This is a genomic window from Providencia vermicola (assembly GCF_020381325.1).
GTDB classification, from domain to species: domain Bacteria; phylum Pseudomonadota; class Gammaproteobacteria; order Enterobacterales; family Enterobacteriaceae; genus Providencia; species Providencia vermicola.
The window spans coordinates 322,136-338,963 of sequence record NZ_JAGSPI010000002.1 but is presented as its reverse complement, the minus strand read 5'-3'; the positions used below and the strand labels follow the sequence as shown (position 1 = coordinate 338,963).

General features: G+C 42.6%; 14 protein-coding genes and 1 pseudogene. 7 read left to right on the top strand and 8 right to left on the bottom strand.

The features are described from left to right. Positions 1-42: 42 nt before the first annotated feature. Both KDJ85_RS04140 and KDJ85_RS04135 read left to right on the top strand, forming a co-directional pair. On the top strand, positions 43-1,338 hold the full coding sequence (locus tag KDJ85_RS04140; RefSeq protein WP_225818588.1) for an MFS transporter: 1,296 nt from the start codon (positions 43-45) through the stop codon (positions 1,336-1,338). Positions 1,339-1,366: 28 nt separating this feature from the next. Further along, positions 1,367-1,690, top strand: a complete 324-nt coding sequence (locus KDJ85_RS04135; RefSeq protein ID WP_225818587.1) for a cupin domain-containing protein — start codon at positions 1,367-1,369, stop codon at positions 1,688-1,690. 93 nt (positions 1,691-1,783) lie between these two features. Here KDJ85_RS04135 and tet read toward each other — a convergent pair whose 3' ends face one another. Next, complete coding sequence (gene tet / locus KDJ85_RS04130; protein ID WP_225818586.1) at positions 1,784-2,986, bottom strand: Tet(A)/Tet(B)/Tet(C) family tetracycline efflux MFS transporter; 1,203 nt, start codon at positions 2,984-2,986, stop codon at positions 1,784-1,786. 81 nt (positions 2,987-3,067) lie between these two features. Between tet and tetR the strand changes: the two are divergent. Continuing rightward, positions 3,068-3,669 (top strand): annotated as a pseudogene (tetR, locus tag KDJ85_RS04125) (tetracycline resistance transcriptional repressor TetR). Positions 3,670-3,741: 72 nt separating this feature from the next. On the opposite strand, the gene KDJ85_RS04120 reads toward tetR, so the two are convergent. The 5 genes from KDJ85_RS04120 to frdA form a co-directional block, all read right to left on the bottom strand. Next, positions 3,742-4,140, bottom strand: coding sequence for a hypothetical protein (locus KDJ85_RS04120; protein ID WP_225818585.1), 399 nt, complete (start codon positions 4,138-4,140; stop codon positions 3,742-3,744). Positions 4,141-4,485: 345 nt separating this feature from the next. Then, the gene (frdD, locus tag KDJ85_RS04115) at positions 4,486-4,839 is read right to left on the bottom strand and encodes a fumarate reductase subunit FrdD (protein WP_225818584.1); all 354 of its coding nucleotides are present in this window, start codon (positions 4,837-4,839) and stop codon (positions 4,486-4,488) included. A 15-nt stretch (positions 4,840-4,854) separates the two neighbouring features. Further along, positions 4,855-5,250 (bottom strand): fumarate reductase subunit FrdC, encoded by a 396-nt coding sequence (gene frdC, locus KDJ85_RS04110; protein WP_004258617.1) that lies wholly within the window; start codon positions 5,248-5,250, stop codon positions 4,855-4,857. A 14-nt stretch (positions 5,251-5,264) separates the two neighbouring features. Further along, complete coding sequence (locus KDJ85_RS04105) at positions 5,265-5,999, bottom strand: succinate dehydrogenase/fumarate reductase iron-sulfur subunit (protein WP_004258616.1); 735 nt, start codon at positions 5,997-5,999, stop codon at positions 5,265-5,267. Continuing rightward, positions 5,992-7,788 carry a fumarate reductase (quinol) flavoprotein subunit gene (gene frdA, locus KDJ85_RS04100; RefSeq protein ID WP_225818583.1) on the bottom strand — a complete coding sequence of 599 codons (1,797 nt, stop codon included), beginning with the start codon at positions 7,786-7,788 and terminating at the stop codon, positions 5,992-5,994. The genes KDJ85_RS04105 and frdA overlap by 8 nt, the downstream gene beginning before the upstream one ends. A gap of 832 nt (positions 7,789-8,620) precedes the next feature. On the opposite strand from frdA, the gene epmA reads away from it, so the two are divergent. Beyond that, the gene (gene epmA, locus KDJ85_RS04095) at positions 8,621-9,598 is read left to right on the top strand and encodes an elongation factor P--(R)-beta-lysine ligase (protein WP_225818582.1); all 978 of its coding nucleotides are present in this window, start codon (positions 8,621-8,623) and stop codon (positions 9,596-9,598) included. A gap of 72 nt (positions 9,599-9,670) precedes the next feature. On the opposite strand, the gene glpQ is transcribed toward epmA, so the two are convergent. Beyond that, positions 9,671-10,744 carry a glycerophosphodiester phosphodiesterase gene (gene glpQ, locus KDJ85_RS04090; RefSeq protein WP_225818581.1) on the bottom strand — a complete coding sequence of 358 codons (1,074 nt, stop codon included), beginning with the start codon at positions 10,742-10,744 and terminating at the stop codon, positions 9,671-9,673. Between the two features lie 93 nt (positions 10,745-10,837). Continuing rightward, a complete protein-coding gene (gene glpT, locus KDJ85_RS04085) occupies positions 10,838-12,187 on the bottom strand; it encodes a glycerol-3-phosphate transporter (protein ID WP_225818580.1) in 1,350 nt (449 codons plus the stop codon). 436 nt (positions 12,188-12,623) lie between these two features. On the opposite strand from glpT, the gene glpA reads away from it, so the two are divergent. The 3 genes from glpA to glpC are packed head-to-tail and all read left to right on the top strand — an operon-like array spanning position 12,624 to position 16,754. Next, on the top strand, positions 12,624-14,279 hold the full coding sequence (gene glpA / locus KDJ85_RS04080) for an anaerobic glycerol-3-phosphate dehydrogenase subunit A (protein ID WP_225818579.1): 1,656 nt from the start codon (positions 12,624-12,626) through the stop codon (positions 14,277-14,279). Continuing rightward, positions 14,269-15,564 carry a glycerol-3-phosphate dehydrogenase subunit GlpB gene (gene glpB, locus KDJ85_RS04075; RefSeq protein WP_225818578.1) on the top strand — a complete coding sequence of 432 codons (1,296 nt, stop codon included), beginning with the start codon at positions 14,269-14,271 and terminating at the stop codon, positions 15,562-15,564. Before glpA ends, glpB begins: the two co-directional genes overlap by 11 nt. Further along, entirely contained in the window at positions 15,561-16,754 is a 1,194-nt protein-coding gene (gene glpC, locus KDJ85_RS04070) for an anaerobic glycerol-3-phosphate dehydrogenase subunit GlpC (protein ID WP_225818577.1), read from the top strand. Before glpB ends, glpC begins: the two co-directional genes overlap by 4 nt. The last annotated feature ends 74 nt before the right edge of the window (positions 16,755-16,828 follow it).

The window sequence follows — 16,828 nt, the reverse complement described above, 5'->3', positions numbered from 1 at the left end:
TGGGTTTATCTGGCCTCCATTCTTTGAAAAGGTTTAGTTACGATGAAAAATAAAGGAACAAAAGTCAGATTTTCAATTGCAATACTGATGACACTTGCGATTGTGATTAACTATTTAGACAGAACGGTGATGTCTGCCGCAGCCCCCACCATTTCAGCTGAACTGCAAATTTCACCCGAAATGATGGGGTGGATAATGTCTGCTTTTTTTCTGAGCTATGCATTGTGTCAAATACCCGCAGGTTTCATTGCCGATAAGTATGGGCAAAGAAAAACATTAGCAGGCTCAGTCTTGTGGTGGTCTTTAGCGACAGCGGCGACAGCCTTAGCGAAAACACCTCTGAGTTTTATTTCTACACGTATTTTGATGGGAATGGGGGAAGCTGGCGCATACCCTTGTAATAGTGGCATTGCGGCAAAATGGTTCCCAGATCGTGAACGGGGCCGTATTACCGCGTTGTTTGATAGTGGTTCAAAGTTTGGAACGGCTTTTGCGATGCCATTAGTGGTATGGATTATTGCTAAGTGGGGCTGGGAAGCCGCTTTTATTATTTGTGGGGCGCTTGGGGTTCTCTGGGTGTTCGCATGGTTGAAGGTGTATCACGATCCAGAACAACACCCCAAAATTAGTGCCGAAGAATTGGCTTATATCCGTGAAGGGCAGGTTAAGAAGGAAGGTATCGATAATATTCAACCAATGAAGTGGTATCAACTGATTCGTTATCGAAATGTACAAGCAATGTGCATTGGCTTTTTTATGTTGGACTATGCTATCTATTTCTTTATTACATGGTTTCCCGCCTATTTAATGATGGAGCGAGGAATGAGCCTTGAGGAAATGGGATTCGCAGCAATGTTACCCCCACTGTGTGGTATCGCAGGACAGTGGCTAGGTGGATGGACGACGGATTACTTATTTATTAAATATAATAACGTGAGCCTTGCGCGCAAAGTGCCAATTGTCGGGGGAATGATAATTGCAACCAGCATTGCATTTTCTGGGTTGGTAGAATCGGTCACACTAATGATGTTCTTATTGTGCCTGTCTTATGCAGCACTTGCATTTGCAGCGTCCGCAATTTGGTCACTTCCTGGTGATGTGGCACCACGCAATATGACGTCAGTGCTGGGTGGAATGCAAAGTGCAGTATCAAATTGTGGCGGTATTTTAGGTCCTATTGTGACAGGTTACATTATTGCTGCTACGGGATCATTTATGTGGGCGCTTGTTGTTTCGGGTGCGGCTTGTGCTATTGGTGCACTGGTTTATTTAGTGATGCTAAGAGATATTAAACCTATTGTTCCTTCTGTTGAAAACGACACTCAGCATATTCATTAAACCGATAGACAGAGGACTATTAGAAATTATGTTTATTTTTGACAACGATATCGAGGCTAAAAATATTGCACCAGGAACATTAAGAAAGATATTTTTAGGCAGTGAAAATATGATGATGGTGAAGGTTTCTTTAATCACAGGAACAATGGGTGAACTGCATGAACATCAGCATGAGCAAATGAGCTATATCTTATCGGGAAAATTTAAGTTCCGTATTGGAGAACGCGAAAAAATAGTGAGTAGCGGTGATGTTGTGTACGTTCCATCGAATGAAAAACATCAAAGCGAATGTTTAATTAGTGGTGAAATATTAGATGTTTTTGTCCCTATGAGAAAAGACTTTTTGATCTAAAAATAAAGATTAATGTGACTTTAAATATATTGCTTTAATAAGTAAGGGCTGACGTCGTACTTTTGTCGATACAGCCCTTTATTGTTAGTTTCGTTAATAAGAATAGGTTTTCGTTTGGTTTGATCTTTTGTTGATTTTAAATTGGCAATAAGGGTAAACCATGATTAAGAGAAGATATAATATCGCTCCAATTAACCACACCGAGCCATCCCAAACAGTCAATGTTTGACCAAAAATAAAGCTAAATAGGAGTGGGCCAATGACGCCTGTGGTATTGGTTAAACTGACGAGAACACCTTGCAGTTTGCCTTGATTTGCTTGGTTTACCTGAGTGGACATTAGCCCTTGAAGAGCGGGAAGCGCGATACTTCCCCCTGCAAGCAGGATTAGCGTTGGGTAAATCATCCAGCCTTGTGAGATAAATGATAAGATCAAGAATGCACTGCCATCGACAACAAATCCCACCAAAATCGTTGTTTTTTCATTAAATTTCTTAGCAATTGCCCCTGCAACGAATGCTTGAAATAGTGCATGCATCACGCCAAGCCCCGCCAAAGATAATCCGACTTCCATACTGCCCCATTGAAAGCGATTTTCGGTGAATAGCACCCAAGTTGTCGCGGGGATCTGACCTATCAACTGCGCCATAAAAAAGACGAATATGAGCAGTGTGATTGGTTTTATGACTTGCATAAAAGAGATGGATACTACTGGAGATTTACTTGTATCTTCTTGTTTACACTTAATTTTTCTATCTTTAAAGATCAAAGATACTCCAATAAAAGCACCTGTATTCAAGATGGCCGCGATGATGAACGGTAAATGAGGGGAATATTCACCTGCAAGACCCCCGATCATAGGGCCAGCAATAAGGCCAACACCAAAAGCAGCGCCTAGTCGTCCAAACCACTTCGTTCGTTCATGAGGTTCGGTGCTGTCAGCAATTATTGAGGCGGCGACCGCCCCCGTTGCGCCAGTGATCCCTGAAATTAACCGACCTAAATACAACATCCACAGTGTGCTTGAGAGCGCGAGCAAGGTGTAATCAACTGCGGCACCTGCTAAGGAGAGCAGTAGTACGGGGCGGCGTCCCAATTTATCTGACAATTTCCCCAATATAGGGGCGAAAAAAACCTGCATGATAGCGTACAGCGCCAGCAAGATACCGTAATGATGAGCTAAATTTTCAGCAGACACATATTCCCGCAATAATGCAGGTAATACAGGCATAATCAGCCCGATTCCAATGGCATCGAGACTGGTAATTGTTAAGGCGGTAATTGCAGATTTATTCATTTTTCATTTCTCTATCAGTGATAGATTTTGAATATATCTCTATCAATGATAGAGTGTCAATGAAAAAATAAGGGGATGCTCATGGCGCGACTAAATAAAGAGACCATTATTACCGCTGCATTAGACTTACTAAATGAAGTCGGTATGGAAGGGGTAACAACACGAAAGTTAGCTCAAAAGCTTGGTGTAGAGCAGCCAACGTTGTACTGGCATGTGAAAAATAAGCGGACTTTGTTGGATGAATTATCTGTTGAAATGCTAAAGCGCCATCATGACCACCCATTGCCGAAAGACAGTGAGACATGGCAGGAATTTTTGCGAAATAATGCGTTAAGCTTCCGTCGAGCGCTATTGAGCTACCGAGATGGGGCAAAAGTACATTTAGGGACTCGGCCTAGCGCGGAGCAATATTCCACGGTAGAAACCCAGTTGCAATTTATGGTGAATAACGGTTTTTCATTAAAAATGGGTTTGTATGCGATTAGTGCAGTGGGGCATTTTACATTAGGAAGTGTGCTTGAACAGCAAGAACACCGTGCTGCGCAGGGAGAGAGAGAGAGCAGAACAATGAGAATGCAATGCCTCCATTGTTACAATCTGCTATCCAAATTATGGATAATGATGATGGAACTGACGCATTTTTATTTGGTTTAGATGCGTTAATTCAAGGCCTTAAACCTTAAACCTTAAACCTTAAACCTTAAGCTTTAAGGTATGGTAAATAAATGCAGAGCCATACCTTAAGCTGGGGAAAACTATTTAGTGCATTGCTTATCAATTTGACGTTTTCTATCAACGACTTTTTGCGCTGTTTGCATTGCGAGTTGCTGGTCTGCTTGCATTTTTTTAGTGAATGCTTCAGGGTCATTACCCACCAACTCATAGAACAATTTATATTCAAGCGGTGCAGCACACTTGCATTTTTTCTTAACGGCCGCTTGTTGTTTTGCCCGTTTTTTATCTACCGAAGACTGCGGTTCCCCTGCCATGGGTAGATAAGTATAGGTATTTGTGCTGACACATTCATTATAGAAATCTGTTTCAGTGGGCAGTTCATCAACGGTTTTATTTTTAACCGAAAATGAGTTTGCATGGGCGGGTAATATCATTGCGCCAGAAAGAAATATCGAAATAAATAATCCTTTAAATTTCATTTAATTTTCTCTTACCATGAGTGATAGAAAAATAGAGATAATTAAATCTCTTATTTATTCAAGTAAACATAATTTTTGTTAATGTATTGATTTTATTGAAATAAAATCAATATTTTTATCTTCTATTTATCATAGCAAGCTGCTTTTTTTATAACAACTGAGGTTAGTCTGAATATTATGGATTTAAAATAAACGCCATTTAAGAACAGATAATCTCTATTTGTGCGTAGCTTAAGTATTATTTTCTATTTTTATTTGCGATTAAAATTTAATTTTCTAGCAATAAAAAATACCCCATATGCTTTCACATATGGGGTATTGATATGCATCTAAATTATTGCGTGATTACAGGGTGAATACACCAATCAGAGCAATAACACTAATGATTGCAGAACCGCCGTAAAAAACCCATTTTGTCGCAGGGACATGGATTTTAAAATCATGCAGTGTGTGGTGAATACGGTGCATCCCACACCAAACAGGCAGAATAATCATCAGTAGTAAGAAAATACGGCCGATAAAGCTTTGGCTAAATGCCATAATACGCTCATAGCTCAGCATTTCTGGTGCAACACCCAGTGGAATTAAAATTCCTAACAGAATGATGATAGCAGGGCCAATTACGGCGCTCCACATACCACCTGCACCAAATAATCCCCAGAAAATCGGCTCATCGGAACGTTTAGGCGTTAGATTCATCAGATTCTCCTTAGATTAAAATAACAATGCGATAGCTAAGATTGCTGCGGTAACAACAATCGTGAGAGCCCAGAAGCCTTTAACGATAGGCTCATCAGACATTTTCTTATCTTTCACAATAATACTGACGGCCTTTGGTGCAAGGTTGAACCACGTCGTGGTGTGCAGCAATGTAGCAGCCAGTGTAATAATGTTAATGATAAGAATGATTGGGTTACTTAAGAACCCAACAAAGCCAGCCCATGATTCAGGACCGCTTTTTAGCGCAAACACCCCATACAGGACTAAAATACTGAACCAGACCTGAAGGACGGAGGTACTTTCACGCATGATGTAAAAGCGGTAGAAACCCAGCTTTTGCCACCAGTCGCCCTTCATTTCTCTGACATAGGGTTTACGTTTCGTAGTCATGACTTCAATTCTCCTTATCGTGGCTTCAGCATGGCGATAACAAAGTCTTGCGCGCTGGCAACTTTTCCTTGCTGAATAGCGCCAGCAGGGTCGACATGCTTAGGACAGACTTCAGAACAGTAGCCTACAAACGTACAGCTCCAGACACCATTGTCACCATTTAATAAGGTCATGCGCTCTTTCGCACCATGGTCTCGGTTATCTAAATTGTAGCGCTCTGCCAATGTGATTGCTGCTGGGCCGATGAACTCTGGGTTCAGTCCAAATTGTGGGCAAGCTGCATAGCACAGACCACAGTTGATACAGCCTGAGAACTGATGGTATTTAGCCATCTGTGCAGGCGTTTGTTTATTTGGGCCTTCAGAAGGTTTACGATCATTACCGATGATGTACGGTTTAATGGCTTCTAAACGCTCAATAAAGTGGGTCATATCAACAACAAGGTCGCGCTCAATTGGGAAGTTACCTAATGGCTCAACTTTCATGCCTTGCGGGTATTCACGCAGGAATGTTTTACACGCCAGTTTAGGTACTTTATCGACCATCATGCCGCAAGAACCACAAATCGCCATACGACAAGACCAACGGTAAGACAGGTCTGGAGCGAGGTTATCTTTGATATAGCCTAATGCATCTAACAAAGAAGTTTGCTCGTCGTAAGGGACATCATACGTCACCAAATGGGGCTCACTATCCGTTTCCGGATTGTAACGCATGATCTCCATTTTTAGGTGTTTCATATCATCCATTAGCTTGCTCCTTCTTTGCCTTATCTTGAGCTTCAGCTTCGGCACCGTAAACACGTTTAGCTGGCTGAGATTTCGTGATTTTCACATCACTGTATTCTAAACGAGGGGAGCCCTCTGGGTTATAGAATGCCAAAGTATGTTTAAGGAAATTCACATCATCACGCTCAGTACAGCCTTCGTCGAGACGTTGGTGAGCACCACGTGATTCTTTTCGGTTAATTGCAGAGTGAGCCATACATTCCGCCACATCCAGGCCAAAGCCTAATTCAATGGTGTACAGTAGGTCAGTGTTAAAGACGCTGCTATGGTCAGTAATTTCGACGTGTTTAAAGCGTTCTTTCAGTTCGGCAATCTTATCAACGGTTTTTTGCATTAACTCAGGTGTACGGTAGATACCGCAACCTTCTTCCATTGACATACCCATTTCATCGCGAATTTTCGACCAGCTCTCTTTCCCTTTTTGGTTCATGAGTTTTTGCAGGTCATTTTCGATATCGCGGGTACGTGCTTCAATGGCGCTGGCATTTGCAGGGGTTGCTTCTGCCGCATGGCGTGCAGCTTCTTCACCCGCTAAACGACCAAATACCACCAGTTCTGCCAGTGAGTTAGAACCTAAACGGTTTGCACCGTGTAAACCAACAGAAGAACACTCACCGACTGCAAATAGGCCTTTAATGCGTGTTTCAGTGCGTTGATCTGTTTCGATACCACCCATGGTGTAGTGAGCGGTTGGACGAACAGGAATTGGGTCTGTTACTGGGTCAACGCCCACGTAAGCTTTCGCTAATTCACAAATGAACGGTAAACGCTCATGGAGTTTTTCTGCCCCCAGATGGCGAAGATCCAGATACACAACATCACCACGGTGCGTGCTAATGGTGCGTCCTGCACGCCATTCGTGCCAGAAAGCTTGAGAAACTTTGTCACGAGGGCCGAGTTCCATATACTTGTTTTCTGGTTTACCAAGTGGTGTTTCAGGGCCCATTCCGTAGTCTTGCAGGTAACGGTAGCCATCTTTGTTAACCAGAATACCACCTTCACCACGACAACCTTCGGTCATTAAGATACCTGAACCTGGTAACCCTGTTGGGTGATATTGAACAAATTCCATATCGCGCAGTGGTACGCCATGGCGGAATGCCATACCCATACCATCACCAGTCACAATACCACCATTGGTGTTATAACGATAAACACGGCCAGCACCACCCGTCGCCATCACGATCGCATTTGCACGAATTTGAACTTTCGTACCTTCCATCATGTTAAGTGCAACGAGTCCACGAGCTTGACCTTCATCAACAATGATATCGAGAACAAAATGCTCATCAAAACGTTGAATTTGAGGGTATTTTAATGATGTCTGGAAGAGTGTATGGAGCATGTGGAAGCCAGTTTTATCGGCAGCGAACCACGTACGCTCAATTTTCATTCCACCAAAGCGGCGAACGTTAACTGAGCCATCTGGTTTACGGCTCCACGGGCAGCCCCATAATTCGAGTTGGGTCATTTCTGTTGGGCAATGTTCGACGAAATAATCGACGACATCTTGCTCACACAGCCAATCCCCACCTGCGACAGTATCATTAAAATGATAGTCATAGGAGTCATGAGCCTGAGTAACTGCGGCTGATCCTCCCTCTGCTGCCACGGTGTGGCTACGCATTGGGTATACTTTTGAGACCAGAGCAATCTTGATATTGGGATTTGCTTCAGCGGCAGCAATCGCTGCACGTAAGCCTGCGCCCCCGGCCCCGATAATCGCTAAATCGGCATTGAAGGTTTGCACTGCGCTTCTCCATTGTTCAAGTGTAAATTGATAAATTCTTTTAAATACTTTTGATAATTAGCTAGGTCATTTTCAATTCAACCTAATGTCAAATTGTCAAATCTCTCTTTTTTAATAGTAAATAATATAATAGCTAATAATGACTTATCGTGCTGTGAATTATAACGAATAGTCCAAGAGATAAATTTGATATAGAGGGGGGTTTTGGGTGAATTTACCCACGAAATGTGAGGTGGGTCATCTTTTTATAAAATGTTTTTACAATGAGAGTATTTTTAGTGTGTTAAGAATGAATAAAAAGAAATTTCAAATGATTATCATTATTTTTACACAAAAAGACAGGATTAAAAACCAAGTAAATTAGTCGGGTTTTATTCAAAGTAAGAGAATAATACTGTTATTTGCTGTGAAGATTTTAATTCATCTCGAATATTAAATTGGGACTTGCTTCACTCTTTATTTAAATACACGTTTTTATTTTTTAATTTCTCTATTTTAACGTATTGAGAAAGCGAATTGTTTCATTTTTTGTTAACAGCTTTATCACATAATATAAGGAATAATCATGTTTTCCCTCGCATAACCTCAGACGATTAACATGACCTTGTGACGTTATTTTTAGGTAAAAGCCCCGTTATCTGTAAAGGTTTGCTTAATCGAGTAAAGCCTAGGATAATCATGCCATCTTTACTCACCCTTGGAATGAAGAAGCCTGATTATTTCTTGACGGTGTTTTGCACTAGATAAATGTGCTTTTAAGCATACGAATGCATTGTGCGTCGTCCGAGAGGTGAGTACACTGCACGACTAAGTTTATTTTGGAGTCATCTTAATGAGTGATATAGCGAATTGGCAGCCAACAGCCCCCATCGCTAACCTGTTACAGCGCGCAAAAATTATTGCTGAAATCAGACGTTTTTTTACTGATCGCTGTGTACTAGAGGTCGAAACCCCCGCAATGAGTCAGGCTACTGTGACTGACTTTCACCTCGTGCCATTTGAAACACGTTTTGTGGGCCCAGGCGCTGCGCAAGGCATCAATCTTTACCTGATGACCAGTCCTGAATATCATATGAAACGCTTACTTGCTGCTGGCAGTGGGCCGATATATCAGCTTGGCAAAAGCTTTCGTAATGAAGAAGCGGGTAGGCACCACAATCCAGAATTTACGATGCTGGAGTGGTATCGCCCACACTTTGATATGTATCGCTTAATTAATGAAGTGGATGACTTATTGCAACAAGTGTTGGAATGTGAAAGTGCAGAGCTTCTTTCCTACCAACAGGCTTTTTTACGCCATTTAGATATTGACCCGTTATCCGCAGAAAAAAGTGAACTGCGCGAAGTGGCGGCACGCCTTGATTTAAGCAATATAGCTGATCATGAAGAAGATAAAGATACGCTTTTACAGTTGCTATTTACGATGGGAGTTGAGCCACATATTGGTAAAGAAAAGCCCGCCGTTGTGTATCATTTCCCTGCAACTCAAGCCTCTTTAGCGGTGATTAGCACTGAAGACCATCGCGTCGCAGAACGTTTTGAAGTGTATTATAAAGGTATGGAGTTGGCTAATGGCTTCCATGAATTGACGGATGTGAGCGAACAGCGCCAACGTTTTGAACAAGATAACCGTAAGCGAGCAGCGATGGGGCTATCTGTTCAACCGATTGATGAACATTTATTAGCGGCATTAGAACATGGATTGCCTGATTGCTCGGGTGTTGCTGTCGGGGTTGATCGCTTGATTATGATTGCATTAAATGCTGAAAGGATCAGTGATGTGATTGCTTTTCCTGTCACGATTGCATAACGATTATCAAGCTTATAGCTCGTTATATAATGCAGCCAAATGGCTGCATTATTGTTTTTGGCACGGAAGCGATTATTTCTGCTTCTGCTGCTCTAAGAACTTAACCCCTAGATCAGGGAAGTCGGTAAAGGCACCATCGACATCGGCCTGATTGTATATGATGTCATAAAGCTGTTGCCCATCTTTGGCATATTTAGGTAGCTTATCGACACGAATAGTGAATGGGTGAACCGCCATGTTGTTTTCGTGGGCTTCTTTTACCATACCATTCACTTTGATATTGTTTGGAGTGGAATCTTCATTAATTAACATATGATAATCAGGGCCAATACCATCTGCATAAGTTGCAATTTCTTTCATCGCACCTGGTTTCATCATCCAATCGTAGTTATAGTTTACCCATGTTCCATCAGGTTTCTTCTCTTGTGTTTCTTCCCAATCGGTATAGGCAATCAATTGAACTAATTTAAGGTTCATTCCCATTTCAGGCATTAATGTATTTTTGATGCGTTTTAGATCATTTGGATCAAAGGATTGCAGATAAACATTTGAGTCTTTATCTGTGTAACCGTACGCTTTTAACACCTCTAGGGTTTTCTTGGTAATATCTTTGCCTTCTTGCTGGTGGAACCAAGGTGCTTTAATTTCTGGATAAATACCAATGTTTTTACCCGTTGATTTGTTCAAGCCTTGAACAAACTCAATTTCTTCTTGGAAGGTGTGAACGCGAAAATCAGATTTACCCATAGGGAAACGGTTCGGATAGCTTTGGACTTTCTTACCATCAACAATATCGAACCCTTCTGTGAACTTCAGGGATTTAATTTCTGGCAGCGTAAAGTCAATCGCGTAATAACGACCATCTTTTCGTGCACGATCGGGGAATCGCTCAGCCACATCTGTTACGCGGTCAAGATAATGGTCATGCAGTACAACCAGCTCATTATCTTTCGTCATCACTAAATCTTGTTCTAGAAAATCAGCATCTTGTGCATAAGCCATCGCTTTAGCGGGTAAGGTGTGTTCAGGTAAGTAACCACTTGCACCACGATGGGCAATGACCACTTTATTTGTCGCTTGCGCGGTTGCGGACACTGACATCACTAAAACCATACTTGCCACCAATGTTTTTAATGGAAAGCTCATGATTATATCTCCTTGGCACTTTTTTGGATAAAAAAAGGGCTATATCATTATGATATAGCCCTCAGGTTTAGCGTTTATTCATAAACGAAATGTTTATTGAGAGTTCGCTAATTCGCGTTTGTGTTTGCTTTCGCTAATCATAACGATAAACAGCAGAACAACAGCAAGGGCTGAACCACCAATCATCACAGCGAAACCACCGTCCCAACCGAAGTAGTCAACGGTATAACCAACGATAGCACTTGCTGCTACTGAACCACCGAGGTAGCCGAATAGCCCCGTAAAGCCAGCCGCAGTACCCGCTGCTTTTTTCGGTGCAAGTTCAAGGGCGTGCAAGCCAATTAACATGACAGGACCATAGATTAAGAAACCGATGATCAACATACATGCCATATCAACATTCGGGTTACCCGCTGGGTTCATCCAGAACACGATAGTCGCGATGGTTACAAGAACCATGAAGAATACGCCTGTTGCGCCACGGTTACCGCGGAACACTTTATCCGACATCCAACCACATAATAATGTGCCTGGGATACCAGCGTATTCATATAGGAAATAAGCCCATGAAGATTTATCCATTGCGAAGTGTTTCACTTCACGCAGGTAAGTTGGTGACCAGTCAAGAACACCGTAACGTAATAAGTATACGAATACGTTCGCAATCGCAATCATCCATAACAGTTTGTTAGGGAAAACGTATTTCATGAAGATTTCTTTTGCCGTTAACTCTTCTTCATCGGACGCTTTATAGTCTGTTGGGTAGTCGTTTTTGTACTCTTCGATTGGTGGAAGACCACAGGATTGAGGGGTATCACGCATTAACGCAAACGCGATAATAGCAACGAGGATAGCAGCCAATGCAGGCATATACAGTGCAGCTTTCCAGTCGTTAAACCATGCCATACCGAGTAGGAACAGCAATGGCGGGATACCACCACCGACGTTGTGCGCACAGTTCCAAACAGAAACGATACCACCACGTTCTTTTTGTGACCACCAGTGAACCATGGTACGTCCACAAGGAGGCCAACCCATACCTTGGAACCAACCACAAAGGAACAGTAATACGAACATTACCATGATGCTTGATGTCGCCCATGGTACGAAGCCCATGATCAACATCACTGCGGAGGCTAGTATCAAACCAGCAGGTAGGAAATAACGAGGGTTCGCACGGTCAGAGAATGACCCCATGATAAATTTAGAAAAACCGTAAGCAATTGAAATCCCTGATAAGGCGAAACCTAAGTCACCTTTAGAAAACCCTTGCTCAACAAGGTATGGCATTGCTAAGGCAAAGTTCTTTCGGACGAGATAATACGCTGCGTAACCAAAGAAAATACCCATGAAGATCTGCCAACGAAGCTTACGATAGACAGGGTCTATCTTATCAGCTGGCAGCCTCTCTATATGAGGTGCTGGTTTAAAAATGCTTAACATATACGCCTCCGATGGCATGCTAATATTTATTTACACTTGATCGCTCTCAGTGCTGAGAGAGATTGAGTGTTTATTATTGGTGAAGTAACAAAAACGAAAACAATCGAGTAATTTAAGAGCTTTTATTTTCTTAATTGCTCTAAATTGTATCTATTAGAAAACATTTTATCTGTAATCCAACGCACAATTATTGATTTTGTTTATTAGATTGCATAGTAAATGACATTTGTGAATGGAATGGAACTAGAAATGTTAATTATTTTGTGACTTTCATCACGATATTGTTCTTTATAACACTAAAAATGTATCAATCGCTTTCGTTTTTGTTCCTTATCAAACATTGATCGCGTTTCTGGTCTATATTTAATAATAGATTATAAAAATAGAATCTATACTTATCGATTATAGAAATGTTTATTAATGTGAGGGATGCGACATGAATGGCTCATCTGTGACTGAAACGGATGTCATCATTATCGGTGGTGGCGCAACAGGTGCAGGAGTCGCTCGTGACTGCGCTCGCCGAGGTCTGAGAACCGTTTTACTTGAAAGGCACGACATTGCGACTGGCGCAACAGGGCGAAACCACGGTTTGCTCCATAGTGGTGCTCGTTATGCGGTAACTGATAGCGAATCCGCAAGAGAATGTATTGAAGAGAACAAAATCTTAAAGCGAATTGCTCATCATTGTATTGAGCGAACGGATGGCTTGTTTATTACATTGCCTGAAGACAGCCTCGATTATCAGCAGAAATTTATCACGGCTTGCCAAAATGCAGGTATTGACGCCAATGCTATTGACCCAGCAGAAGCTATCCGTCTTGAGCCATCGGTTAACTCCGCATTAATTGGTGCGGTTCGCGTGCCCGATGGCACCGTAGATCCATTCCGCCTAACGGCTGCAAATATGCTAGATGCCAGAGAACATGGCGCAAAAGTACTGACTTACCATGAGGTTATTGGCCTTATTCGCGATGGTGATACTGTTCGTGGTGTGACAGTTTACGACCATCAGGCAAAAAAACAGTATGACATTTATGCAGAAATTGTCGTTAACGCAGGTGGGATCTGGGGACAAAAAATTGCCGAATACGGCGAGCTAAAAATTAAAATGTTCCCTGCAAAAGGGGCATTGCTCATTTTAGGTCATCGGTTAAATAACATGGTGATCAACCGCTGCCGTAAGCCTGCGGATGCGGACATTTTAGTGCCTGGCGATACGATTTCGCTGATTGGAACCACTTCCACACACATTGAATATGACCAAATCGACAATATGTATGTCACCCCAGAAGAGGTTGATATTCTTATTCGTGAAGGTTCGATGTTATCACCTGCATTGGCGACAACGCGCATTTTACGCGCCTATGCAGGCGTTCGCCCCTTAGTGGCTAGCGATGATGACCCATCAGGGCGAAATGTGAGCCGTGGAATAGTGCTTTTAGACCATGCGAAACGCGATGGGATGGAAGGCTTTATCACCATTACAGGTGGTAAATTAATGACTTATCGACTGATGGCAGAATGGGCAACGGATAAAGTTTGTGAAAAACTCGGTCATTCAGCAAAATGTACAACGGCTGAAGCGGCACTGCCAGGTTCTCAACACAGCGCGGAAGAAGCCTTGCGCAACGTGATTTCCATTCCTGCACCAATTCGTGGCTCTGCGGTTTACCGCCACGGTGACCGTGCTTCCGCCATTTTAAGTACTGATCGTTTAGATAAAAGTTTAGTGTGCGAATGTGAAGCTGTAACGGCAGGAGAAGTACGTTATGCCGTTAATTCGCTCACTGTAAACAATTTATTGGATTTACGTCGCCGTACCCGCGTTGGGATGGGAACTTGCCAAGGGGAGCTGTGTGCTTGTCGAGCGGCAGGTTTACTCAATCGGTTTAATGTCACGACACCGCATGAAACTGAGCAGCAACTTGGTCATTTTCTCAATGAGCGTTGGAAGGGCGTTCGCCCCATCGCTTGGGGGGATGCACTGCGCGAAAGCGAGTTTACCAGTTGGGTTTATCATGGGTTATGTGGGATGAATGAAGCCACATTAGGCAAAGCATCTCAGAAGGAGGCGGATAATGAAATATGATGTGGTTGTGATGGGAGGTGGCCTCGCGGGGCTACTTTGCGGTATTCGCCTAACCCAATCTGGTCTATCTTGTGCGATGGTGAGTGCTGGGCAAAATGCGCTGCATTTTTCATCGGGCTCATTGGATTTATTAACGCATTTACCTGATGGCCAAATTGCAGAAAAACCACTGACAATGCTCAGTGAGTTAAAATCGCAAGCGCCTTTTCACCCCTATAGTTTGATGGGGGAAAATCAAGTGACTGAGCTGGCTAGAATGGCAGAATCTATCTTGCAGCAAGCTGGAATTCGCTTAAAAGGTTCATGTGAAGAGAATCATTATCGTATCACACCGTTAGGTCATAAACGTATGACGTGGCTGAGCCCTGAATCAGTCCCTACCGTTGGCTTACATCAAAAAATGGGTGTGAATAAAATTGCCGTTGTAGGTATTGAAGGTTTCTTGGATTTTCAGCCACAAATGGTGGCTGATGAGTTACAACGAGAAGGGTTACAGGCAAGTGCCCATTATGTGCATTTGCCACTACTTGACCGACTGCGCGAAAACCCAAGTGAATTTAGAGCGATTAATGTCGCTCGTTGGCTCGATAGACCCGAAAACATGGACCAAATCGTTGGGGAGATTTCACCATTAATCGCTGATGCAGAGGCTGTTTTTATACCGGCTTGTATTGGGCTGGACAGCGAGCAACCGATGTTGGAGTTACAAAAACGGTTAGGTAAGCAACTGTATTTATTACCTACTTTACCACCATCATTATTGGGTATTCGCCTGCATGAGATGTTATTGCGCCAATTTCGCCGCCAAGGTGGCATTGTCATGCCAGGGGACAAAGTGACATTGGTAAATTATTCAGATGGCCGTATTGAATCTGTGCAGACACGTAATCACGGGGATATCTCGCTCAAGGCGAAACACTTTGTGTTGGCAACGGGTAGCTTTTTTAATAATGGACTGGTGGCAGCGTTTGACCGAGTGTATGAACCATTGATGAATTTAGATTTATGCGAGATTTCTGAGCGAGCGAAATGGACCAATAAAGAATTTTTTGCCTCCCAGCCTTATATGGCATTTGGCGTGAAAACGGACGAAAAGTTACGAGCTCAAAAAGCAGGACAGTCGATTGAAAACCTGTATGTTGCAGGCGCAGTACTCGGGGGATTTGACCCATTAACGCAAGGCTGCGGTGCCGGAGTATCAATGATTAGCGCGTTATTTACAGCGAACGAAATCATTAATGAAGTCAGTAAAAACAAAATAATGCAGGCGGAGGTGGCACAATGAGTATTCAAGATGCAAGCTTTGAAAGCTGTATTAAATGCACCGTGTGTACGACATATTGCCCCGTTGCAAAAGTAAATCCATTGTATCCAGGCCCAAAACAAGCCGGGCTCGATGGTGAGCGTTTACGTTTAAAAGACCCAATGCTCTATGATGAAGCTCTTAAATATTGTACTAACTGTAAACGTTGTGAAGTTGCTTGCCCATCAGATGTAAAAATTGGCGATATTATTGCCCGTGCAAGAAATACCTACAGCCAGCAAAAACCGAAAATCCGCGATGCAATCCTCAGCCATACGGATTTAATGGGCTCACTTTCTACGCCGTTTGCCCCCGTGGTAAATACCATTACAGGGTTAAAACCCGTTCGCCAAATTTTGGATAAGGCGTTAAAAATAGACCATCGCCGTGAATTGCCAAAATATTCATTTGGGACATTCCGTCGTTGGTATTCCAAGCAAGCGGCAGAACAAGCTAAATTTGAAGAGCAGGTCGCGTTTTTCCATGGTTGCTATGTCAATTATAATCACCCGCAGTTAGGGAAAGACTTAATTAAAGTCTTTAATGGGATGAATATTGGTGTGCAACTGCTTAAACGTGAGAAATGCTGTGGTGTTGCATTGATTGCTAACGGTTTTATGAAACAAGCAAAACGCCAAGCTAATGTTAACTTAGAATCACTCCAAGAAACGATCCTAGAAAAACATATACCTGTGGTCGCAACATCGTCAACCTGTACTTTTACTATCCGTGATGAATATACCCATGTGCTGGATGTAGACACCTCGGAAATGCGTGACAATATCGAGCTAGCAACGCGTTATATTTATCGTCTTTTAGAGCAGGGACGGGAGCTTAAGTTGAAACATACACCATTAAAAGTCGCTTACCATACTCCGTGCCACATGGAAAAAATGGGTTGGACATCTTATACGCTTGAGTTAATAAAACGCGTACCTGGTGTTGAGTTAATAGTACTTGACTCCCAGTGCTGTGGTATCGCAGGGACATACGGGTTTAAGAAAGAGAACTATGAAGTTTCACAAGGCATTGGTGCAGGGCTCTTCCGTCAGATAGAAGAAAGCGGGGCAGATATGGTCATCACAGACTGTGAAACGTGTAAATGGCAAATTGAGATGTCCACAAGCAAGAAATGCGAACACCCGATTTCGCTCTTAGCAAAAGCATTATAGTTAACTGAATTGTAGGGTTGTTATTCTTTGTTTTAACTCAGTTTAACCCGTTTGGAGATAGCATTTCGCTATCT